The organism is Sphingobium jiangsuense (genome assembly GCF_014196495.1).
Taxonomy (GTDB): Bacteria; Pseudomonadota; Alphaproteobacteria; order Sphingomonadales; family Sphingomonadaceae; genus Sphingobium; species Sphingobium jiangsuense.
The window spans coordinates 20,578-41,562 of the sequence record NZ_JACIDT010000006.1 but is presented as its reverse complement, the minus strand read 5'-3'; the positions used below and the strand labels follow the sequence as shown (position 1 = coordinate 41,562).

The 20,985-nt window shown below is 65.0% G+C and carries 23 protein-coding genes; 13 read left to right on the top strand and 10 right to left on the bottom strand.

From position 1 onward, the window contains the following. Positions 1–23 precede the first annotated feature (23 nt). From GGR43_RS09735 to GGR43_RS09695, 9 genes are all read left to right on the top strand, one after another. The gene (locus GGR43_RS09735; RefSeq protein ID WP_188071795.1) at positions 24–1,358 is read left to right on the top strand and encodes a glycosyltransferase family 61 protein; all 1,335 of its coding nucleotides are present in this window, start codon (positions 24–26) and stop codon (positions 1,356–1,358) included. After that, complete coding sequence (locus tag GGR43_RS09730; protein ID WP_188071794.1) at positions 1,355–2,533, top strand: ATP-grasp domain-containing protein; 1,179 nt, start codon at positions 1,355–1,357, stop codon at positions 2,531–2,533. The genes GGR43_RS09735 and GGR43_RS09730 overlap by 4 nt, the downstream gene beginning before the upstream one ends. Before the next feature lie 194 nt (positions 2,534–2,727). Further along, positions 2,728–3,723 carry an FkbM family methyltransferase gene (locus GGR43_RS09725; protein WP_188071793.1) on the top strand — a complete coding sequence of 332 codons (996 nt, stop codon included), beginning with the start codon at positions 2,728–2,730 and terminating at the stop codon, positions 3,721–3,723. Then, positions 3,723–4,136: a sugar 3,4-ketoisomerase gene (locus GGR43_RS09720; protein ID WP_188071792.1), complete on the top strand. Its 414-nt coding sequence runs from the start codon at positions 3,723–3,725 to the stop codon at positions 4,134–4,136. The genes GGR43_RS09725 and GGR43_RS09720 overlap by 1 nt, the downstream gene beginning before the upstream one ends. Beyond that, positions 4,133–5,227 (top strand): DegT/DnrJ/EryC1/StrS family aminotransferase, encoded by a 1,095-nt coding sequence (locus GGR43_RS09715; RefSeq protein WP_188071791.1) that lies wholly within the window; start codon positions 4,133–4,135, stop codon positions 5,225–5,227. Before GGR43_RS09720 ends, GGR43_RS09715 begins: the two co-directional genes overlap by 4 nt. A gap of 341 nt (positions 5,228–5,568) precedes the next feature. After that, positions 5,569–6,684, top strand: a complete 1,116-nt coding sequence (locus GGR43_RS09710; RefSeq protein WP_246343497.1) for a polysaccharide biosynthesis/export family protein — start codon at positions 5,569–5,571, stop codon at positions 6,682–6,684. 102 nt (positions 6,685–6,786) lie between these two features. After that, on the top strand, positions 6,787–7,404 hold the full coding sequence (locus GGR43_RS09705; protein ID WP_188071789.1) for a DNA-3-methyladenine glycosylase family protein: 618 nt from the start codon (positions 6,787–6,789) through the stop codon (positions 7,402–7,404). After that, positions 7,401–8,000, top strand: a complete 600-nt coding sequence (ccmA, locus tag GGR43_RS09700; RefSeq protein WP_284277342.1) for a heme ABC exporter ATP-binding protein CcmA — start codon at positions 7,401–7,403, stop codon at positions 7,998–8,000. Before GGR43_RS09705 ends, ccmA begins: the two co-directional genes overlap by 4 nt. Beyond that, entirely contained in the window at positions 7,997–8,647 is a 651-nt protein-coding gene (locus tag GGR43_RS09695) for a heme exporter protein CcmB (protein WP_188071788.1), read from the top strand. The genes ccmA and GGR43_RS09695 overlap by 4 nt, the downstream gene beginning before the upstream one ends. Positions 8,648–8,830: 183 nt before the next feature. On the opposite strand, the gene GGR43_RS09690 is transcribed toward GGR43_RS09695, so the two are convergent. From GGR43_RS09690 to coxB, 10 genes are all read right to left on the bottom strand, one after another. Further along, entirely contained in the window at positions 8,831–9,721 is an 891-nt protein-coding gene (locus tag GGR43_RS09690; RefSeq protein WP_188071787.1) for a class I SAM-dependent methyltransferase, read from the bottom strand. Between the two features lie 14 nt (positions 9,722–9,735). Beyond that, a complete protein-coding gene (gene thrC / locus GGR43_RS09685; RefSeq protein WP_188071786.1) occupies positions 9,736–11,139 on the bottom strand; it encodes a threonine synthase in 1,404 nt (467 codons plus the stop codon). 39 nt (positions 11,140–11,178) lie between these two features. Beyond that, the gene (locus GGR43_RS09680) at positions 11,179–11,844 is read right to left on the bottom strand and encodes an SURF1 family protein (RefSeq protein ID WP_188071785.1); all 666 of its coding nucleotides are present in this window, start codon (positions 11,842–11,844) and stop codon (positions 11,179–11,181) included. 3 nt (positions 11,845–11,847) lie between these two features. Continuing rightward, positions 11,848–12,273 (bottom strand): DUF983 domain-containing protein, encoded by a 426-nt coding sequence (locus GGR43_RS09675; RefSeq protein ID WP_188071784.1) that lies wholly within the window; start codon positions 12,271–12,273, stop codon positions 11,848–11,850. Positions 12,274–12,288: 15 nt separating this feature from the next. Then, positions 12,289–13,119: a cytochrome c oxidase subunit 3 gene (locus tag GGR43_RS09670; protein WP_188071783.1), complete on the bottom strand. Its 831-nt coding sequence runs from the start codon at positions 13,117–13,119 to the stop codon at positions 12,289–12,291. Between the two features lie 53 nt (positions 13,120–13,172). After that, entirely contained in the window at positions 13,173–13,739 is a 567-nt protein-coding gene (locus GGR43_RS09665; protein WP_188071782.1) for a cytochrome c oxidase assembly protein, read from the bottom strand. A gap of 2 nt (positions 13,740–13,741) precedes the next feature. Next, positions 13,742–13,924, bottom strand: a complete 183-nt coding sequence (locus GGR43_RS09660) for a hypothetical protein (RefSeq protein ID WP_188071982.1) — start codon at positions 13,922–13,924, stop codon at positions 13,742–13,744. Then, the gene (locus GGR43_RS09655; RefSeq protein ID WP_188071781.1) at positions 13,921–14,859 is read right to left on the bottom strand and encodes a heme o synthase; all 939 of its coding nucleotides are present in this window, start codon (positions 14,857–14,859) and stop codon (positions 13,921–13,923) included. The genes GGR43_RS09660 and GGR43_RS09655 overlap by 4 nt, the downstream gene beginning before the upstream one ends. A 61-nt stretch (positions 14,860–14,920) precedes the next feature. Beyond that, complete coding sequence (gene ctaD, locus GGR43_RS09650; protein WP_188071780.1) at positions 14,921–16,588, bottom strand: cytochrome c oxidase subunit I; 1,668 nt, start codon at positions 16,586–16,588, stop codon at positions 14,921–14,923. A gap of 17 nt (positions 16,589–16,605) precedes the next feature. Further along, entirely contained in the window at positions 16,606–17,631 is a 1,026-nt protein-coding gene (gene coxB, locus GGR43_RS09645) for a cytochrome c oxidase subunit II (RefSeq protein ID WP_188071779.1), read from the bottom strand. Between the two features lie 192 nt (positions 17,632–17,823). On the opposite strand from coxB, the gene pyrE reads away from it, so the two are divergent. Genes pyrE through lepB form a run of 4 tightly spaced genes read left to right on the top strand, consistent with a single transcriptional unit; the run spans position 17,824 to position 20,598 of the window. Then, positions 17,824–18,405: an orotate phosphoribosyltransferase gene (pyrE, locus tag GGR43_RS09640; RefSeq protein WP_188071778.1), complete on the top strand. Its 582-nt coding sequence runs from the start codon at positions 17,824–17,826 to the stop codon at positions 18,403–18,405. A 4-nt stretch (positions 18,406–18,409) separates the two neighbouring features. Continuing rightward, positions 18,410–19,147, top strand: coding sequence for a pyridoxine 5'-phosphate synthase (locus tag GGR43_RS09635; RefSeq protein WP_188071777.1), 738 nt, complete (start codon positions 18,410–18,412; stop codon positions 19,145–19,147). Then, on the top strand, positions 19,144–19,545 hold the full coding sequence (gene acpS / locus GGR43_RS09630; protein WP_188071776.1) for a holo-ACP synthase: 402 nt from the start codon (positions 19,144–19,146) through the stop codon (positions 19,543–19,545). Before GGR43_RS09635 ends, acpS begins: the two co-directional genes overlap by 4 nt. A 57-nt stretch (positions 19,546–19,602) precedes the next feature. Further along, the gene (gene lepB / locus GGR43_RS09625; protein WP_188071775.1) at positions 19,603–20,598 is read left to right on the top strand and encodes a signal peptidase I; all 996 of its coding nucleotides are present in this window, start codon (positions 19,603–19,605) and stop codon (positions 20,596–20,598) included. The last annotated feature ends 387 nt before the right edge of the window (positions 20,599–20,985 follow it).

The window sequence follows — 20,985 nt, the reverse complement described above, 5'->3', positions numbered from 1 at the left end:
TATCTGTGTCGCCCAAGGAATTGATGGCCCGTGCGAAGGGACAATGGCGCCGCGCCCGGCGTTTTGTTCTGGAACGTGCCATGACCGAGACCTATCCGCTGGTCGAACTCGAAAGCCATGCTGCGACGCAATCCCTTCCCGTAAGAAAACTGATCCCGGCCGAGCGGACGCAAGGCAATCCGCCAATCTTCATCCGCGCGGAAGAACTTTGCGACGTTTCCGGCTATGACGGCAGCGAGCCGTCGCCTGAGATCAACCTGTTTGAACTGGATGATGTCACGGTCGTCGGCCGGACGGAGTTCATCATCAAGGATGGTAAGGCCCTCTATCCGGGGATCATCGATCCGGCCCTGGACGCCTTCATGATGGAGATAGAGAACCGGGGCCGCGTCGATCCGGATGCGGGCAAGGTGCATATCTTTCCACGCGCAGCCATATTGCAGGTGGATCGCGCGATCAGCCTGTTGGGACAGTGCAACGGCAACTATGCCCATTGGATCACCGAGGTGCTGACCCGTTTCACGCTGATCGAGGAGTTGCCGGAGTTCGAGGGCGTTCCGCTGCTGGTCGATCATCCTGTCCACGAAAAGCTGCTGGATGCGCTTGATTTCCTGAACGTTTCGAGGCGCCGCATCATCGACGTACTGCCTTATCAGAAGGTGCGGGTCGGCAGGCTGATATATATGAGTCCGCCGAGCATGACGCCGCCGGAAACCCGCAAATTCTTCGCGACCGGCGAGTTGGCCCCGCCCAGGCCGGAGCAATTTCACTTTTCCGCACAGGCGCTGGCGAAACTGCGCGAGCGGACGCTGCAGGATTTCCTCTCCCCCGACGCCGAAGAGTCATATGATCCGCCCCGAGAGAAGAACAAGCGCATCTTCCTGCGGCGACAGCCTGTGTCGACGGGCAATGGCAGACTGTTGCGCAACGCCGATGCCGTAGAGCAGGTGCTGGAGGAGATGGGTTTCACCGGCATCGATATCGCCGACCATAGCTTCGAAGGCCAGGTAATGGCGGTTCAGGACGTGGAGATCGTGGTCTCGCCGATCGGCGCGGCACTTGCCAATCTCGTATTCCGCGAGCCCGGTTGCATCGCGGTCATCCTGACCCCGCATTATGAAAAGGCAACCTTCTACTATTTCGCCAATCTCATGACCGCGCTTGGGCATGACCTGATCTTCGTGCTCGGCCCGCAGACGCGCCATGGCGGCGCCTCGGTCTATAACCGCGATTTCCGTATCAGCATTCGCCTGCTCAAACAGGCGGTGCGCAAGGCGATCGAGGTCGCCCATGAAAAGAGGACGAAGGTCCGCCCGTCAATCGGGATCGTCCAGCAAGAGAAGGTCAACGTGAAGTGAAAGTTCTTTTGATCGGCAGCAGCTTCAGCGCGATGCCTTTCCTGTACGAATTGAAGCGCCTGGGTGCCGATGTTTCCGTGATCGGCAAATATGAGGCGGATCCCTGCCACAGCTTTGTCGAGCATTCGATCCATGAGGATTATTCAGACAGCGAAAACCTGCTGCGCATATGCAAGGAGCATGGCTTCGACCATATCGTGCCTTCCTGCAACGATTATTCCTATGTCGCCGGGGCGGCCGTGGCCAACGTTCTGGGGCTGCCCGGATTTGACAGCCCGGAAGTCACCGAGATCCTTCACACCAAGGACCGGTTCCGCCGTTTCTGCCGGGAAATCGGCGTCCCCGCGCCGCGCATCTATGGCGAGGTGACGCCCGATAGCGGAACCCAGGAGGTTTCCGCGCAACTGGACGGCCCGGCCTTGGTAAAGCCCGTCGATAGCTTCAGCGGGCGGGGGGTCGAACTGATCCATTCGGCCGCCGAACTGGATGAGGCGATCGCGCGTGCGATGGACATGTCGCGCGGCAAACGGGCGGTCGTCGAGCAATTCGTGGAAGGCGCGTTGCATAGTCACACGGCCTTCATCGCGGACGGCAGGATAATCTGGCACCAGTTCGTGGACGAGTTTTGCGAAGTATATCGCTATCAGGTCGATCGCAGCCAGTTCCCGACCCGGCTGACGGCCGAAATACGCGACGCCGTGCAACGCGCCATGGAGCGCGTGGTCGAAGCGCTGGGCCTGTGCGACGGCCTCCTCCACACCCAGTTCATCGCCTCGGAACACGCATTCTGGATCATCGAATGCATGCGCCGCTGCCCCGGCGACCTCTATGGTCATCATTTCAAATTCTCATTCGGATATAATTATGAAGCGCAATATGTGGCGGGCTTCCTCGGCCGCAAGCCGCAGCCTCCCGCCGCCGATGGGCCTTCCCCGATGAGGATAGAACGCCGGGTATTGTCGGTTGCCGATCCCCAAGCCTTCTTCGCGGTGTACCTGGGCGCCGACGGAGGCGACGGCGGCCCGGAAAAAATATATGTGCCGCTCAAGGACAGCGGCCAGAAGCTGGAGGCGGCGCCTTTCGACAAGGCGGGCATTCTCTTCCTCAGGGGCGATCCCGAAACGACACCCGAACAAATCTCTGCCACGAAAGCACATATGCTCTTCCACAATTAAACGGGCGCAATTAGGCGGAAGGGCGATATCAGGACAGGCCCGCTTCAGGGCATGTCGGAAACAGGTCCGGCAATGGGAAATCGGAAGCCATGAATTCAGAATCTGTGCAGCGAGAATGGAACGAAGCGGATGCGAGGCGCGGGCGCGACCTTTGCAGGGATTTCCTGGCCTGTCCTGCCGCAAAGCGGTTCGTCATGGGCCGGAATGTCTATGCGGCCGCCGTGGCGGCCAAGCTGGACGTGGCCGGCTTCGTGGACGATTTCACGTCCGATCAGGACTATGAAGGCCGCCCCGTGGTGCGCACAGACGACCTGCCCGCCGATGCCATGGTGCTCGCTGTATCCGGTGGCCGCCCGCTGACCGTCCGCAAGCTGCTCGATGAGCGCGGCATTCGCAACATCGACTATTTCGCCCTTCACCGCTGGGGCGGGCTGGATCTGCCCGAAGCCGTTTTCAACGAAGGCTTCCAGCAGGAATTCGATGAGAATCGCGACCGGATCGACTGGCTGTTCGACCGGCTCGCGGACGAGGAATCGCGCGAGATACTGCGCAAGCTCATGGGCTTCCGCTACAGTTACGATCTCCATTGCCTCGATGGTTTCGCCGAAAGGCAGACCGAGCAGTATTTCGAACCGTTTTTCAAGCTTTCCGTGGGCAAGCCGGTGTTCGTCGATGTCGGGGGGTTTGACGGATACACTTCGGAGGAATTCATCCGTCTCGCACCCGATTATCACGCGGTCTACATCTTCGAGCCCGAAGCCTCCAATCGCGAGCGCTGCAAGGAACGGCTGTCGCGATTCTCCAATATTCACCTGCTGCCCTATGGCGCCGGAAATGAAGAGACGACGCTGCGTTTCTCTTCCGATGGGTCGGCGTCATCGATCCGTGACGACGGCGAGATCGAGATTCAAATCCGCCGGATCGACGATCTTGTGAAAGAGGCGCCCACCTTCATCAAGATGGACATAGAGGGCGCCGAATTGATGGCCCTTGAAGGCGCGCGCGGCCTTATCGCCGAGCATCGCCCGGCGCTCGCCATCGCGGTCTATCACCGCCCCAGCGACATATGGACCATCCCCGCCAAGGTATTGGAAATCAACGAGGATTACGAGATATTCCTGCGGCATTACACCGAATCGATCTACGAAACCGTGATGTACTTCGTTCCACCAGCATATAAGGCAGGCTGATGGCGCTGAGCGATTGCAGGATCATCGACCTGCCCAAGATCACCGACGTGCGCGGCAACCTCACCTTCATCGAGGGAGGCCGCCACATCCCGTTCGATATCCGCCGGGTATATTATCTCTATGACGTGCCGGGCGGGGCATCGCGGGGCGGCCATGGCCACAAGGCGCTGTGGCAGCTGATGGTGGCGATTTCGGGCAGCTTCGACGTGTTGCTGGACGACGGCACCGAGAAGAAGGCCTTCACCCTCAACCGGCCCTTCGAGGGACTGGTCATCTGCCCGATGATCTGGCGGGAACTGGACAATTTCTCGTCGGGTTCCGTCTGCATGGTCATGGCCTCGGAGGTTTATGACGAAGCCGATTATTTCCGCGATTATGCGGGTTTCATGGAAAATGTCAGGACGAGCGCATGAACATCCCCTTCTTTGATCTTGCCGCGGCATATCGCGAGTTGAAGGAAGAGATCGATGGCGCCGTCGCGCGGGTCATGGCCAGCGGCTGGTATATTCAGGGCGAGGAAGTCGAGGCCTTCGAGGCCGACTTCGCCGGATATTGCGAGGCGAAGCACGCTATCGGCGTAGCCAACGGACTCGACGCGCTCGTGCTCGCGCTGCGAGCGCTGGACATCGGTCCGGGCGACGAAGTGCTCGTCCCTTCCAATACCTTCATCGCGACCTGGCTGGCCGTATCGGAAGTCGGGGCGATGCCGGTGCCGGTCGAACCGGTCCCTACCACGCACAATATCGACCCGTCCCGGCTTGCCGACGCGATCACGCCCCATACCCGCGCGGTGATCGCGGTGCACCTCTATGGCCAATCCGCCGATCTCGACGGCATCGCCGCCGTCACCCGCGCCAGGGGTCTCTATCTCATCGAGGATGCGGCTCAGGCGCAGGGTGCGCGATATCGCGGACGCCGGATCGGCGCCCATGGCGATGCCGTCTGCTGGAGTTTTTATCCGGCGAAGAATCTCGGCGCCATGGGCGACGGCGGCGCCGTCACCACCGACGACGCCGGGCTGGCCGACAAGATCCGCATACTCGGCAATTATGGATCGCGCCGGAAATATCATAATGAAGTTCGCGGCAGGAACAGCCGGCTCGATCCGTTGCAGGCGGCGATCCTCAAGGTGAAACTGCCGGTCCTCGACCAATGGAATGACCGCCGCCGCGCGATTGCGGAGCGTTATATCGCCGAACTGGCGGACACCGGCCTGATCCTGCCCGAAGTGCCGGATTGGGCCGAGCCGGTCTGGCATCAGTTCGTGGTCAGATCGCAAAACCGTGCCGCAGACATGGAACGGCTGGACGAGATGGGCGTACCGACGCAGATTCATTACCCGCTCGCTCCCTCGCAACAGCCGGCCTATAACGACCTGCCGCTGCGCAGCCCTCTGCCCATTGCCGAGAAACTTGCTGCCGAAGTGTTCAGCCTGCCCATAGGCCCACATCAAGATTCTGAAATTACTGACAGAATTATCGATGCGGTTCGGAAAATCCGCTAGGTGCCTTTCCACCGGTGCGGGCGAGTACGGCCAATGACGCGGAAAATGCGACCGACGCGGAAACAGAGCGTTTTCCCTTGCTGGAAAAGGCTCTAGAGGACGTTCACATACGCCTTGATCCGGCGGCAGGAGACAGCGCGTCAATTTCGCCTTTCGCCGGGACAAGGTTGATCGCCGCTTGCTGATAGGGCAAGACCCCGGCGGTATCTGGGCGATGCGGCCAGGCCGCGTTTCCACTGGGTTCGAGGATGTTGCTCTTGAGGAATAGTCGGTTGTTTCGTGTATCGATTGGCTTGGGCGCCGTTAATCTGTGCCTGTTGTCGCTCACGGGGTGCGCGGTCATGCCGTCCGCCGGACCGTCCGCCCGCGCCGTCGATCGCGCCCAGCAGCAGCCGGTGGCGAATGCCAGTATCGAAATCATCGATGTGACGGATGCCGTCGCCCGCCAGCTTATAGCAACCAGCAGCACCGCTTATTTCGCCGAGAGCCTGGGCGATGGCTATCCGGTCGGCTCGATCGTCGGCAAGGGCGACGTGCTGGACATCTCGATCTGGGAAGCGCCTCCCGCCGCGCTGTTCGGCACTTCGGGGATTGGCGGCGATCAGCGGCTGGGCTCCGCATCCGGCTCCACCGCGCGTGGCGCCTCCTTGCCCGAACAGATGGTCGACAGCGAGGGTCAGGTGACCATCCCCTTTGTGGGCCGGGTCAACGCGGCGGGGCGTACGACGCAGCAGATCGCGCGGGAAATCAACCAGCGGCTGCTCGGCAAGGCGCATCAGCCGCAGACGATCGTGCGCGTGCTGCGCAACGCGACGACCAACGTCACCGTCGTCGGCGATGTGGCGAACAGCGGGCGCGTGGCCCTGACGGCGCGCGGCGAGCGACTGCTCGATGTGCTGGCAAGCGTCGGCGGCGTAAAGCAGCCGGTCGGCAAGACGACGATACAGGTTACGCGCGGCACCCACACCTCGACCATGCCGCTGGAAGCGGTCATCAAGGATCCGCGCCAGAATATCCGGCTCCAGCCGGATGATGTGGTGACGGCATTGTTCCAGCCCTACAGCTTCACGGCGCTCGGCGCGGTGGGTTCCAACGCCGAGATCAATTATGAGGGTACCGGCATCACCCTGGCGCAGGCGCTGGGCCGGGTTGCTGGGTTGCAGGATTTCCGTGCGGATGTGAAGGGCGTGTTCCTGTTCCGTCTGGAAGATCCGACCGCGCTCGACCCCGCGACTCGTCAGCGGGCAAGGCTTACCCCGGACGGCAAGGTGCCCGTCATCTATCGCATAAATATGAAGGACCCGGCGATGTTCTTCGTTGCCCAGAGCTTCCCTATCCGCAACAAGGATGTGCTCTATGTGTCGAACGCACCGCTGGCGGATATCCAGAAATTCGTGAACGTCATTTCGTCCACCATCATTCCGGTGGCGACCGTTTCAGCCGTTATGGAGCAATAACCTGACAGGCGGGCCTGTCGCGGATGAACAGCTTACCCCACCCTGCTCCCAAAACCACGGAAGGACTGGCGGAAGCGGGGCGGACGCGATAACAGCCTTCCGATGGTCCACACCACCCAAGCCCTCCGTGCCGATCTCGACCGGCTCTGCGCTATCGAGCCCGCGCTCGGCGCGGCGATCGAGCGGCTCGGCTATCCCGAAACCCGCGTGCGCGCGCCCGGCTATGAAACGCTGCTGCGCACCATCGTCGGCCAGCAGGTCAGCGTCGCCGCCGCCGCCTCGGTGTGGAACCGGCTGGAGGCGCTGCTCGACACCGGCTGCCCGCCCGACCGGCTGCTCGACCAATCCGAGGAAGCGCTGCGGGCCTGCGGGCTTTCCCGACAGAAGCAGGGCTATGCGCGCAGCCTTGCCGAACTGGTCGTCTCCGGCGCGATAGACCTCCACGCCCTGCCCGCCGATGACGAGGAAGCCATCGCCACCCTCGTCCGCATCAAGGGCATCGGGCGCTGGTCGGCGGAAATCTACCTGCTCTTCGCCGAGGGCCGGCCGGACATCTGGCCGGCGGGCGATCTTGCCGTGCGCATCGCCATCGGCGAACTGCTGGGCCTGCCCGACCGCCCGGACGAACGCCAGATACGCGAGATCGCCGAGCGCTGGCGCCCGCATCGCAGCGCCGCCGCCCTGCTCGCCTGGCATCATTATAACGGCGCGACGCTGTGAGCGACCCGGCGGCGGTCCCGCCCCTGCTCGACGCACGGAACATCGCTTGCCAGCGGGGCGGGCGGATGATCTTCGCGGGCGTGACCCTCACCATCGGCGCGGGCCAGAGCCTGCTCGTGCGCGGGCCCAACGGCGCGGGCAAATCGAGCCTGCTGCGCGTGCTGGGCGGGCTCATCCCGTGCCTGCACGGCACGATCGACCGGCACGCGCCGATCGCCCTTGCCGACGAGCATCTGGCGCTCGATCCCGACAACCGGCTGGAGCAGGCGCTCGCCTTCTGGGCGCGGATGGACGGCGTGGACCGCGAGAGGCTCGACTTTGCGCTTCATCATTTCCGCCTGCGCGAGCTGGCCGACATCCCGGTGCGCATGCTCTCCACCGGGCAGCGCAAGCGCGCCATCCTCGCCCGCACCATGGCGAGCGGAGCGCGGCTCTGGCTGCTCGACGAGCCGGGCAACGGGCTCGACGCCGCGTCGCTGCGCGGGCTGGGAGACGCGATGGCGGCCCATCTTGCCGCGGGGGGAGGCATTATCGCCGCCTCCCATTTCGACCTCTCCCACCAGTTCGGGACGGTGGTGGAGCTGGACCGGCGATGACACGCTGGTTCCTGCCCCTCGTCCGGCGCGATCTGCGGCTTGCCTGGCAGGGCGGCGGGCTATGGATGCCGGTCGTCTTCCTGCTCCTGGTCGCGAGCCTCTATCCCTTCGCGGTCGGCCCCGACGCGCGCCTGCTCGCCGCGACGGGCGGCGGCATGTTGTGGATCGCGGCGCTGCTCGCGGCGCTGCTCCCGGTCGAGCGGCTGATTGCACCCGACCGGGATTCCGGCATCTTCGACCAGCTGCTGATGCGCGGCATTTCCGACGAGATGATCGCGCTGGTCAAGCTGATCGCGCACTGGCTGGGCTTCGGGCCGCCGCTGATGCTGGCACTGCTGCCCGCCGCCGCGCTGCTGAAGCTGGACGGCGCGGCGATCATGCGGCTGGAGCTCGGCCTGCTGATCGGCACCCCCGCCCTCGCCGCGCTCGGCGTGCTGACCGCCTCGCTTGTCGCGGGGCTGCGCGGCGCTGGCGCGCTCGCGGGGCTGCTCATCCTGCCGCTCGCGGTACCGATCCTGATCTTCGGCGCGGGGTCGCTGCATCCGGGAAGCGGCGCGGCGCTCAAATTCCTCTCGGCGATTTCCCTGCTGCTGGTCGCCATCACCCCGATCGCGGCCGGGGCGGCGCTGCGGGCGGGCCGGGAATAAAACTTAGGGTGGGTAAGTTCTCCTGGGCGATGTCGATGCGCCTAGGACCGATCGCCATTCAGATGATGACGAGACGGAGTCGCAGACGGCCGCAGGCCAACATGGTGGATTTTCGTGACCGGAGCGCAGCGGACTTAAGGTCCGTGAGCACCGGAAGCGCGAAAAGCCGCCATTTGCAGGCCGTCAGCGCTGAATGCCGGTCGATCCTAATGACCAGCGCGCCCAGATGGCCGTGGGCAGCAACAACCCCCGCGCTTCTTCGCGCACGGCCAGTTCGCCTGCCTCGACCTTGCCCGGCAGGTCCGCGAACGCCTGCCGCAGCAATTCGCCGATCGCCAGCGCCGACATGCGCACCGCATAGACGGTGAGGAACAGGAAACGGCTGTCGGCATCGAGCAGCGCCCGGCAATTGGCGATCAGGCCGGGAAGATCCTCCTCCAAACGCCAGACCTCGCCATCCGGCCCGCGCCCATATTTGGGCGGGTCGAGCAATATGCCGTCATAGCGGCGGCCCCGTCGCACCTCGCGCGCGACGAATTTCGACGCGTCATCGACGATCCAGCGCACCGGCCTGTCGGCGAGGCCGGAAAGCTCCGCATTGGCGCGGGCGGCCGCGACCGATTTCTTCGACGCATCGACATGCACCATCTGTACGCCCTGCGAGGCCATCGCCAGCGTGCCGACGCCGGTATAACCGAAGAGGTTCATGCAATGCGGCGCGTCCATCCCGCGCACCTGCCCGCGCATCCAGTTCCACACCGGCGCCATGTCCGGGAAGAAGCCGAGATGGCGAAAGGGCGTGCAACTGGAATGGAAGCGCACATCGTCCCACGCCAGCTCCCAGCTTTGCGGCAGCCCCTTGGTGTCGTAATACCAGCGCCCGCCGCCATCTTCATCGGCGCCGGGGATGAACTCGGCGTCGGATTGCCAATCCTGTGACGCGGGCGCCCACATCGCCTGCGGCTCCGGGCGGATGAAGCGATAACGGCCGTAGCGCTCCAGCTTGCGCCCATGGCCGCTATCGATCAGGCCGTAATCGGCCCAGGGTTCGCCGATGAGGGTCGAAAGCTCCACCGGCCCGTCCCGGATCAGCCGCGCGGGGTCGCGCGTTCGGCGACATAGGCCGTCACCGCCTCGAAGCTGGCGGGCAGCCGCGCATAGCTTTCCTCGCGATCGAACAGCGTGCCGATGCGGCTCGGCAGGCCGGGGCGCAGGCCGATGGCGCGCTCCACCGCGTCGCGGAATTTCGCCGCATGGGCGGTCGCCAGCGTGACCACCGGCACATCGGCGGGCAAATCGTCGGCAGCCAGCGCCGCGGCGAGGCCGACCGCGCTGTGCGGATCGATCACCTGCCCTGCGCCCTCATAGGCCCAACGCAGCGCGAGGTTCATGCGGTCCGCATCGACGCGGTGCGAGGTGAAGAGCGCGGACGCCCCTTCCCGCTGCGCGTTGGTGAGGCGCATCGCCTTCGTCGCTTCGAACCCGCGCATCTGCTCGGCGAGCGCGATGCCGTCGCGCCCGCCCACGTCGAACAGCAGCCGCTCGAAATTGCTGCTGACCTGAATGTCCATGCTCGGCGTCGCGGTCGGGATGACGGTGCCCTGGCTATAGTCGCCCTCGGCCAGCGCGCGATGAAGGATGTCGTTCACATTGGTCGCGACGATCAGCCGCGCCACCGGCAGGCCCATTTTCGACGCGACATAGCCGGCGAACACGTCGCCGAAATTGCCGGTCGGCACGGAAAAGGCGACCGGGCGGTCCGGCGCGCCGAGGCGCACGGCGGCGTAGAAATAATAGACGACCTGCGCCATCAGCCGCGCCCAGTTGATGCTGTTCACCGCCGACAGGTTGAAGCGCGCGGAGAAATCCGCGTCGTTGAACATCGCCTTCACCAGCGCCTGCGCATCGTCGAAGCTGCCGTCGATCGCGATATTGTGGACATTGGGCGCGAGCACCGTCGTCATCTGGCGGCGCTGCACGTCGCTGACCCGGCCATCGGGGTGCAACATGAAGATGTCGACCTTCGCCCGGCCCGCCACCGCGTCGATCGCCGCCGAGCCGGTATCACCGGAGGTCGCGCCGACGATGGTGAGATGATCCTCACGCCGCGACAGGAATTTCTCGAACAGCAAACCGAGCAGTTGCAGCGCGACATCCTTGAACGCCAGCGTCGGGCCGTGGAACAGTTCCAGCATCCATTGCCGGTGGTCGAGCTGCACCAGCGGCGTCACCGCGCGATGGCTGAACCGGCCATAGGCGGCGGCGCACAGCTCGCGCAGTTCCTCGTCGCTGAGCGCGCCGCCGATGAAGGGCCGCATCACCGCGACGGCGGTGTCGACATAGGACAGCCCGGCCATCGCCGCGATGTCCTCGCGCGTGAAGGCGGGCCAGCTTTCGGGCACGTACAACCCGCCGTCGCTGGCCAGGCCCGCAAGCGTTACATCCTCGAAACCCAGCGCCGGCGCGCTGCCCCTGGTGCTTACATATTTCATGCTGAGCCGCCTAGCTTGCCAGCGCCGCACGGGCAAGCGCTAAGAATCGCCTGCCGAACGCCCTTCCCGCCGGGTCCCTTCCCGTCGGACCAGCGCGAGGACGTAGATCAGCACCGCGATGCCCGCGAACAGGAACCACTGGATCGCATAGCCGAAATGATTGTCGGGAATGGACTCGATGCTCGGCGGCGCCGAGGCCTTGAGTTGCGGGTCGGGCGAGGTGCTGGCCACCAGCATCGGGCGCAACACCTGCTCCGGACCGGTCAGATGCGCCAGCAGCGAGCGGTGATCCGGCTCCTCGACGATATGGCCGCTGATCGTCCCGCCGGTCCATTGCGGGCGGAGGTCGGGGCGCGCGCCGATGCCGACCTGCACCAGCGCGCCCGGCCCTTCGGCCCCGGTGCTGCAATGGGCGATGCTGCGGAAGCCGGAAGAGCCATCCGCCGCCTTGCCCGCCTCGACCGTCCAGCCTTCGACCCGCAGGCAATGGAGCGAGGAGGACCGGAACAGCATTTCCGGCGGCACCGGCCCCAGCCTGGGAAAGGCGACCGGCGGCTTGCCGATATTGGAACGGAGCAGCGCGATCACCGCGCGCTTTTCATGATGGCGCTGAAGCTGCCAGATGCCCAGCCCGACCATCGCCAGCGCCGCCAGCGCGACCAGCAGCGTGGGCAGCAGGGGCCAGCGCCGGGGCAGGACGACCATGCGTCAGCCTTCCCGGTCGCCGGTCGGCCCGGATCCCTGCTTGCGATCGGTCAACACGCCTTCGCGCGCCTTGTTGCGATATTCGAGGATCAGCAGCGCGCCCTTGGCCAGGCGCAGGGCGCCGGTGACGCAGATCACGGTCAGCACCGGCCAGATGATGACATGCAGCCAGAGCGGCGGCCGGATGGAGAATTCGACGACCAGCGCCAGCAGCAGCACCAGCGCGCCGACGATCATCGTCAGGAAGGCGGCGGGGCCGTCCCCCACGTTGAACTGCTCATAGTCCAGCCCGCAGGCCCGGCACCGGGGGGCGAACCCCACCATCGTCGCGAACAATGTGGCCGCGCCGCACCGGGGACACAGGCCCTTTGCGGCGGCGACCAGAAGGGGCGCTTCGTCCGCCCCTTCCCTGTCTGCGGGATCGTTCATCCCTGCCGGCTGGCCTCAGCCGCCATGGACGGGCGCGCCCCAGCCACCCCATACATAGATGGAGGCGAACAGGAACAGCCACACCACGTCGACGAAATGCCAGTACCAGGCCGCGGCCTCGAAGCCGAAATGCTGACGCGGGGTGAAATCGCCCTGATAAGCGCGAATCAGGCAGACCGCGAGGAAGATGGTGCCCACGATCACGTGGAAACCGTGGAAGCCGGTCGCCATGTAGAAGGCCGAGCTGTACGGCGTCTCGCCGAACGGGAACGGCGCATGGGCATATTCATAGGCCTGGATCGAGGAAAAGAGCAGGCCCAGCAGGATCGTGGCCCACAGCCCCTTCTTCAGTCCCTCGCGATCGCCGTGGATCAGCGCGTGATGCGCCCAGGTCACGGTCGTGCCGGAACAGAGCAGGATCAGCGTGTTGAGCAGCGGCAGCTCGAACGCGTTCAGCACCTCGACGCCCTTGGACGGGAACAACCCGTTGATGGGGTCGAGTTCCGACGGGAACAGCGAGAAATCGAAAAAGGCCCAGAACCAGCCGACGAAGAACATCACCTCGGAGGCGATGAACAGGATCATGCCATAGCGAAGGTGCAGCTGCACCACCGGCGTATGGTCGCCCGCCCGCGCTTCCTTCACCACGTCGGTCCACCAGAAATACATGGTCGCCAGCACCCCGGCCAGGCCGAGGCCGAACACGGCGGGACCGGAGCCGCCCATCTGGTCGGCGTGCATCCATATTACCGCCCCCACCGCCAGGAAAAAGGCGGAAACGGCCCCCATCAGCGGCCAGGCGCTGGGTGGAAGGATATGATAATCGTGATTTTTTGCCCCTGCCATCGTCCCTCTTCCCTGTCACCTCATGCGAGTGTTGATCGTTCCTAACGCGGCTTTCACTTCGGCTCAACCGGATTGAAAGTGTAGCTGAGCGTAATCTGCTGCGTATCCTTGTTGTCCGGGTCGTCCAATATCTTCGGATCGACATAATAGATCACCGGCATGCGCATCTGCTCCCCCGGCTGGAGAGTCTGCTCGGTAAAGCAGAAGCACTGGATTTTCGTGAAATAGGCCCCGGCCTGCGTCGGCGTCACGTTGAACACCGCCGTCCCGGTCACCGGCTTGTCGCTGACATTCTTCGCGATGAAGATCGCCATGTCGCGCGCGCCGATCTCCACCGTGTCGGTCGGATGTTCGGGATAGAATTCCCACGGCATGCCCGGCGCGACGTTGGAATCGAAGCGGACCGACATGGTGCGCCCGGCCACCGGCTTCACGACCACCGTTTCATCGGCCCGCTGCGTCGTTCCGCCGAACCCGGTGGTCTGGCAGAAGATGCGGTAGAGCGGCACGGCGGCAAAGCCCAGCCCGAGGCTGCCCAGGGCGACCAGCGCCGCCATGACGAGCACGCGGCGGTTGCGCCGCGCCAGATCGCTCGAAGCCGGAATCGATGGCGAATTCATGGTTATCCTCCCGCGCCCGTCATCTTGGCGATGGCGATAGCATAGAACAGGATCGCCAGCGCGCCCAGCACCAGGCCTGTCACCAGCGCGCGGCTGCGCTGCCGCCGGCGCACCAGCTTTTCGTCGAGCGGCGGACGCTGCTGCATCGGCGCATCCGGGCCGGTTTCGGGATCGGAGCCGCTCATGCCGCCACCCACCGGTCGGCGACCACCGCCGCGAACATGACGAAGAGATAGAGCACGGAATAGCCGAACAGCCGCCGTTCCGCCTTCATCAGCGCCGGATCGCTTTGCCGGCTGCGCAGCACGCGAAACGCATAATAGGCAAAAAGGCCGGTCGCGGCCAGCGCCACCGTGCCGTAGACCACGCCGGTGAGCCGCAGCAGCACGGGCGCGAACGCCGCCACCGCCATGATCGCGGTATAGGCCCAGATCTGCCGCCGCGTCGCCAGTTCCCCGGCGACGACCGGCAGCATCGGAATGCCCGCCTTGGCGTAGTCGGTCCGCACGAAGAGCGAGAGCGCCCAGAAATGCGGCGGCGTCCAGAAGAAGATCAGGCAGAAGAGCGCGATCGGCAGCGCGGAGACGTCGCCCGTCACCGCCGCCCAGCCGATCACCGGCGGAAAAGCGCCCGCCGCGCCGCCGATCACGATATTCTGCGCGGTGCGCGGCTTCAGCCAGACGGTATAGACGATGACATAATATAGGATCGACACGGCGAGGATCGCCGCCGCGACCCAGTTGGTCGCAAGGCCCAGCAGGATCACCGAGAAGCAGGACAGCCCGACGCCGAAATGCAGCGCCGACTGCCGCTCCATCCGCCCGGCGGGCAGCGGGCGGCTGGCGGTGCGCTTCATCAGCGCGTCGGTGTCGGCCTCCACCCACTGGTTCAGCGCGCCCGCAGCGCCGGCGCCCAGCGCGATGCAGAGGATGGCGGTGAAGGCGAGCACCGGATGAATGTGCCCCGGTGCCGCCAGCAGGCCGCACAGGCCGGTGAACACCACCAGCGTCATCACGCGCGGCTTGGTCAGCGCGACGAAATCGCGCCAGTCGGCGACGGCCCCGGCTTGCGCGGGGGCGGAGATGGAATGTGCCTGTCGGGACAGGACGACGGATTTCATATCGGAACAAACCTCATGGGGAAGGACGGGCGCATACCCGTCCTTCCTCCTGTTTCACCGCTCAGTCAATCTGCGGCAGCGTTTCGAACTGGTGATAGGGCGGCGGGCTGGACAGCGTCCATTCCAGCGTGGTCGCCCCTTCACCCCAGGGATTGGCGGCCGCCTTGGGTCCCGCGAACAGCGACCAGAAGACGTTGATGAAGAAGATCAGTACGCCGACCGCCATGATATCATAGCCATGGGTCGCGATCTGGTTCCAGAAGGCGAAGGCTTCGGGATAATCGGGGTAGCGGCGCGGCATGCCCGACAGACCGAGGAAATGCATCGGGAAGAACAGGATGTTCACGCCGATGAAGAACACCCAGAAATGCAGCTGCCCCAGCACCTCATTGTACATGCGGCCGCTGAACTTCGGGAACCAGTAGTAGAAGCCCGCGAACAGCGCGAACACCGCGCCCAGCGACAGCACATAGTGGAAGTGCGCCACCACATAATAGGTGTCGTGCAGCGCGTCGTCGATGCCGCCATTGGCCAGCACCACGCCGGTCACGCCGCCGACGGTGAACATGAAGATGAAGCCCAGCGCCCAGACCATCGGGGTCTTGAACGTCAGCGAGCCGCCCCACATCGTCGCGATCCACGAGAAGATCTTGATGCCGGTCGGCACCGCGATCACCATGGTGGCGGCGGTGAAGTACATCTTCACGTTCACGGACATGCCGGTGGTGAACATATGGTGCGCCCACACGACGAAGCCGACAACGCCGATCGCGACCATCGCATAGGCCATGCCGAGATAGCCGAAGACGGGCTTGCGGCTGAAGGTCGACACGATCTGGCTGACGATGCCGAAGCCCGGCAGGATCATGATATAGACTTCGGGGTGGCCGAAGAACCAGAACAGATGCTGGTACAGTTCCGGGTCGCCGCCGCGCAGGCCGTCATAGAAGACGGTGCCGAAGTTGCGGTCGGTCAGCAGCATGGTGATCGCCGCGGCCAGCACGGGCAGCGAGAGCAGCAGCAGAAACGCGGTCACCAGCACGGACCAGACGAACAGCGGCATCTTGTGCAGCGTCATGCCCGGCGCGCGCATGTTGAAGATGGTGGTGATGAAGTTGATCGCCCCCAGGATCGAGCTGGCGCCCGCAATGTGCAGCGACAGGATCGCGAGATCGACCGCCGGCCCCGGCGAGCCGCTGGTGGAAAGCGGCGCATAGACCGTCCACCCCGTGCCCGCGCCGTTGCCGGTCCCGCCCGGCACCAGCGTCGATCCCAGCAACAGCAGAAAGGCCGGGATGAGCAGCCAGAAGCTGATATTGTTCATGCGCGGGAACGCCATGTCCGGCGCGCCGATCATGATCGGCACGAACCAGTTGCCGAAGCCGCCGATGATCGCCGGCATCACCATGAAGAACACCATGATGAGGCCGTGCGCGGTGATCAGCACGTTCCAGAGATGATAGGCCTGGTCGAGCGTCGCGTCCGGGCCGTCCATCAGCATCGCCCAGCTGTGGAGATACTGGATGCCCGGCTGCGCCAGTTCGTGGCGCATCAGCCCGGAAATGGCGCCGCCGATCACCCCCGCGCAGATCGCGAAGATCAGATAGAGGGTGCCGATGTCCTTGTGGTTGGTCGACATGAACCAGCGCGCGAAAAAGCCGGGCTTGTGGTCGGCGTCATGATGGTCGTGCGCGTGAACGTCGTGCGGATCTGCTGCTATTGTCGTCATGATCTTCGATCCTTGCGTCAAATGCGGGGAGCAGCCGGAGCCGGTGCGGCAGCGGCGGCGGTCTGCGGGGCCTCGCCATTGGCGTTGCCCGCCGGGTCACCGCCCTGCGAGCGGACCCATGCATCGAATTCCGCAGGAGGCAGCGCTTCGATCGCGATCGGCATGAACGCATGGCGCGCCCCGCACAATTCCGAGCACTGGCCGTAATAGACGCCGGGCTTCTCGATGGTGAACGCCTTTTCGTTCAGCCGTCCGGGCACCGCATCCATCTTCACCCACAGCGACGGGACCGCGAAGCTGTGGATCACGTCGGCGGCGGTGATGATGAGCTTGATCGGACGTCCGGCGGGCAGGACGAGGCGATTGTCCGCGGCCAGCAGATAAGGCTCCCCGTTTTCCACCGCCTTTTCGGGCGGCAGCATGTTGGAAACGAATTCGCCGATGCCCTGATCGGGATATTCATAGCCCCAATACCACTGATAGCCCGTCACCTTGACGGTCAGGGCTTCCTTGGGCGCGGGCCGGTACTGTTCGGCGATGAGGCTGATCGAGGGAACCGCGATCACCACCAGAACGAGAATCGGCGCCACCGTCCACACGATTTCCAGCAGGGTATTGTGCGACGTCCGCGAGGGAGTCGGATTGGCTCCCCGGCGATAGCGGGCGATGATGAAGAGCATCAGCGCCAGCACGATCAGGCAGATGACGGTGATGACCGGCAGCAACACCGCATCGTGAATCCACCGCGCCTGGCGGCCGGTATCGGTGAACTGTTCCTGCAGCGTGATCTCGCCGGGACGAGGCATGCCGACGCCCTCGGTCGGCTTCAGCCGGGGCGGAGCGGGCACGGCGGCGGCAGGCGCGGCGGCCGTTTCCGCCGGTGCGACGGCATTGGCGGCTTCGGCAGGCGCGGTCGCCGGCGCCGAATCAGCCGCGTTTCCAATGGCCGTCGCGCTGTCCTGCGCAAAGGCGGCGGGCGAAGCCACGACCGCCGGCGCAAAGGCCAGCAACCCTGCCATGACAAGCGTTTTCGCGATATTCATATGCGTTCTAATCCCCGTTCCCCTCACTGGCCTCTCTTGCCTTCGGTCCTATGGCAGAGTGTTGCTCGACGCAGCGTTATAAGCAGGGTTTCCGCCTGCCTCAAGCCGCAATAAGCCGTTTTCATTGCAGGTTGCAAGCACCGCTCAACCCTCCTATCTGGCGCTTTCGATTATCGCAATGGAACAGATTTCATGACTGACGACGAGGTATTGGCCGAATTCCGCGCCGCCGCCGCGCTGCTGGAGGGGCATTTCATCCTGTCATCGGGGCGCCACAGCTCCAATTATCTGCAATGCGCGCGCGTGCTGATGAACGCGGAACGGGCGGCGAAGCTGGCCTTCGCCCTCGCGCAGAAGCTGCCGCGAGAGCTGCGGTCGGAGATCGACCTTGTCGTTTCGCCCGCGATGGGCGGCATCATCATCGGCCATGAAATGGGCCGCGCGCTCGGCGTCGACGCGCTGTTTCTGGAGCGCCCGGAAGGCGAATTCATGCTGCGGCGCGGCTTCGCGATCGAGCCGGGGCAGAAGGTGCTGCTGGTCGAGGACGTCGTCACCACCGGGCTTTCCTCGCGCCAGGCGATGGACGCGGTGCGGGCCGAGGGCGGCATCGTCCTCGCCGAGGCGGCGCTGGTCGACCGCTCGGCGGGGCAGGCGGACCTCGGCGTGCCCTTCTATCCGCTGGTCACGCTGAACTTCCCGGTCTACGAGGCCGACGCGCTTCCCGAGGAGCTCGCCGCCATCCCGGCGATCAAGCCCGGCAGCCGGAAGAACTGAGGCGATGGGCGGCCTCCCCCCGCTGCGCCTGGGCGTCAACATCGATCATGTCGCGACGATCCGCAACGCGCGGGGCGGCGACCATCCCGATCCGGTGAAGGCCGCGCTGCTGGCGGTGGACGCGGGGGCGGACGGCATCACCGCCCATCTGCGCGAGGACAGGCGCCATATCCGCGACGAGGATATCGCCAGCCTGATGGCCGCGCTGACCGTGCCGCTCAACCTCGAAATGGCCGCGACGCCGGAAATGCTGGAAATCGCGCTGCGCCACCGGCCGCATGCCGCCTGCATCGTGCCCGAAAAGCGGGAGGAGCGCACGACCGAGGGCGGCCTCGACGCCGCCGGGCAGTTCGACGCGCTCGCGCCGATGGTCGCGGCGCTGGCGGAAGCCGGCGTGCGCGTCAGCCTGTTCATAGAGCCGGATACGCGCCAGATCGACGCCGCCATCCGGCTGAAGGCGCCGGTGGTGGAGTTCCACACCGGCCGCTATGCGCATGTGACGGGCCCCGAACGCGCAGACGAGCTGCGCCGCATCGGCGAGGCGGCCGCGCTGGCCGCGCGCAACGGCATAGAGCCGCATGCTGGCCACGGTCTCAGCTTCAACAATGTCGGGCCGATCGCCGCCATCCCCCAGATTCGCGAGCTGAACATCGGCCATTTCCTGATCGGCGAGGCGATCTTCACCGGGCTGGCCGACGCCATCGCGACGATGCGCGACCATATGACGGCCGCGCGCGGATGATTATCGGGCTCGGCTCCGACCTCTGCAACATAGAGCGGATCACGAGCACGCTCGAACGCCATGGCGAGCGCTTCGAACAGCGCGTCTTCACCGATGTGGAGCGCACCAAGGCCGCGCGCCGCCCGTTCACCAAGGCCGCCACCCTCGCCAAGCGCTTCGCCGCCAAGGAAGCCTTTTCGAAGGCGGTCGGCACCGGCTTCAGCCAGGGTGTGTTCCTGAAGGATATCGGCGTCGTCAACGCCCCGTCCGGCGCGCCGACGCTGGCGCTGACCGGCGGCGCGCTGGCGCGGCTGGAGGCGATCACCCCGCCGGGGCACCGGATCGTCGTTCATCTGACGCTCACCGACGATCATCCATGGGCACAGGCATTCGTGATATTGGAAGCGCGGCCGCTGTAACGCGCCCTTGCCCGCAAAGCCCCTTGCTCGAAAAGCCCCGGCTCGAAAAGAAGAGTGATGACCAGCCCGCCCCCTTCCCCTCCGCCCTCCCCCGCCTCGCGCCCGGAACCGCCGGCGGACGCGGTGCGGAACGAAGAGGCCGCGGGCGGCGCGGAGGGCGCCGGGCAATCGGGAAAACCGGCGGCGCGGACGATCAACTGGTGGGTGGAACTGCGCAGCCTCCTCGTCCTGCTGCTCGGCGTGCTCGCCTTTCACAGCTTCGTCGCCAAGCCCTTCTACATTCCCTCGGAATCGATGATGCCCGCGCTGCTGAAGGGCGACCGGCTGATCGTCAGCAAATATCCCTATGGCTGGTCCTATGTCTCGCCCAGCTTTCACCCCCTTCCGTTCCTGCGCGGGCGGATCTGGGGCCGCCTGCCGGAGCGCGGCGACATCGTCATCGTGACGCCGCAGGACAGCCGGGAGGATTATATCAAGCGGGTGATCGGCCTGCCGGGCGACCTTGTCGAGATCCGCGCCGGACAGGTCGTGCTGAACGGCATTCCGGTGCCGCAAAGAACGCTGCCGCCGCTGATGGTGCCCGTCGACGGCAATGCCCCCTGCCCGGCGGACCAGTTCCCCGGCGCGCTGACCTATGGCGAGGACGGCAAGCCCTATTGCGAATTGCCGGTGCGGGAGGAAATCCTGCCCAATGGCCGCCATTACACGATCGTCGATGTGGGGCCGCGCGAGACGGACTGGTACGGGCCGATGCGCATTCCGGCGGGCCATCTGTTCCTGATGGGCGACAATCGCGACAACAGCGCCGACAGCCGGGTGTCCTTCGCGCAAAAGGGGCTTGGCGGGCCGGTTCCGTTCGAATCGATCGGCGGGCGGGCGGAGTTCATCACCTTTTCGGTCGACGGCTCGACAACGCTGAACCCGCTGAGCTGGTGGACGTCGCTGCGTTCCGGCCGCGCGGGCAGCAGCTTGCACCCCGCCCGCACCCGCGTGCCCAGCGGCAAATGGGAGATTATCGAGCGGCCCGTGGAGGCATTGCCGGACGCGCGCTGACGGAATCGGCCGCAAGCGCGAGTCGAGATTTTGGGCTAGAGGAGCCACTTTCCTGTATTCGTCATCCCGGTGCAGGCTGCGGTCGCAAACCATGACGCGCCGCCTCCTGAGATGCCAGCCTGCGCTGGCATGACGCGGTAGGATGGCGGTTTTGGATGGTTGGCGGACATATCGTGCTGGAGTAGAAAGTTCACGCGGAGACGCGAAGGCGCGGAGAAGGACGTTCCGGGCCGCAGGCCCCATTTCATTCTCCTTGCGTCGGTTGCCGGGGTGAATGACGAGGGAAAGCGCTTCGCGCTACTATCTCTCCGCGTCTCCGCGCCTCCGCGTGAAACCAATCTTCTACGTCCGCTTCTGGCCGAAAGCCGTCATTCACCTATCCTGTTC

Coding starts and splice junctions, on each gene's coding strand:
- GGR43_RS09735 (WP_188071795.1), top strand. CDS start 24: ATGGCCCGTGCGAAGGGACAATGGCGCCGCGCCCGGCGTTTTGTTCTG.
- GGR43_RS09725 (WP_188071793.1), top strand. CDS start 2,728: ATGGGCCGGAATGTCTATGCGGCCGCCGTGGCGGCCAAGCTGGACGTG.
- GGR43_RS09720 (WP_188071792.1), top strand. CDS start 3,723: ATGGCGCTGAGCGATTGCAGGATCATCGACCTGCCCAAGATCACCGAC.
- GGR43_RS09715 (WP_188071791.1), top strand. CDS start 4,133: ATGAACATCCCCTTCTTTGATCTTGCCGCGGCATATCGCGAGTTGAAG.
- GGR43_RS09710 (WP_246343497.1), top strand. CDS start 5,569: ATGCCGTCCGCCGGACCGTCCGCCCGCGCCGTCGATCGCGCCCAGCAG.
- GGR43_RS09705 (WP_188071789.1), top strand. CDS start 6,787: ATGGTCCACACCACCCAAGCCCTCCGTGCCGATCTCGACCGGCTCTGC.
- GGR43_RS09695 (WP_188071788.1), top strand. CDS start 7,997: ATGACACGCTGGTTCCTGCCCCTCGTCCGGCGCGATCTGCGGCTTGCC.
- thrC (WP_188071786.1), bottom strand. CDS start 11,139: ATGAAATATGTAAGCACCAGGGGCAGCGCGCCGGCGCTGGGTTTCGAG.
- GGR43_RS09680 (WP_188071785.1), bottom strand. CDS start 11,844: ATGGTCGTCCTGCCCCGGCGCTGGCCCCTGCTGCCCACGCTGCTGGTC.
- GGR43_RS09675 (WP_188071784.1), bottom strand. CDS start 12,273: ATGAACGATCCCGCAGACAGGGAAGGGGCGGACGAAGCGCCCCTTCTG.
- GGR43_RS09670 (WP_188071783.1), bottom strand. CDS start 13,119: ATGGCAGGGGCAAAAAATCACGATTATCATATCCTTCCACCCAGCGCC.
- GGR43_RS09665 (WP_188071782.1), bottom strand. CDS start 13,739: ATGAATTCGCCATCGATTCCGGCTTCGAGCGATCTGGCGCGGCGCAAC.
- GGR43_RS09660 (WP_188071982.1), bottom strand. CDS start 13,924: ATGAGCGGCTCCGATCCCGAAACCGGCCCGGATGCGCCGATGCAGCAG.
- GGR43_RS09655 (WP_188071781.1), bottom strand. CDS start 14,859: ATGAAATCCGTCGTCCTGTCCCGACAGGCACATTCCATCTCCGCCCCC.
- ctaD (WP_188071780.1), bottom strand. CDS start 16,588: ATGACGACAATAGCAGCAGATCCGCACGACGTTCACGCGCACGACCAT.
- coxB (WP_188071779.1), bottom strand. CDS start 17,631: ATGAATATCGCGAAAACGCTTGTCATGGCAGGGTTGCTGGCCTTTGCG.
- pyrE (WP_188071778.1), top strand. CDS start 17,824: ATGACTGACGACGAGGTATTGGCCGAATTCCGCGCCGCCGCCGCGCTG.
- GGR43_RS09635 (WP_188071777.1), top strand. CDS start 18,410: ATGGGCGGCCTCCCCCCGCTGCGCCTGGGCGTCAACATCGATCATGTC.
- acpS (WP_188071776.1), top strand. CDS start 19,144: ATGATTATCGGGCTCGGCTCCGACCTCTGCAACATAGAGCGGATCACG.
- lepB (WP_188071775.1), top strand. CDS start 19,603: ATGACCAGCCCGCCCCCTTCCCCTCCGCCCTCCCCCGCCTCGCGCCCG.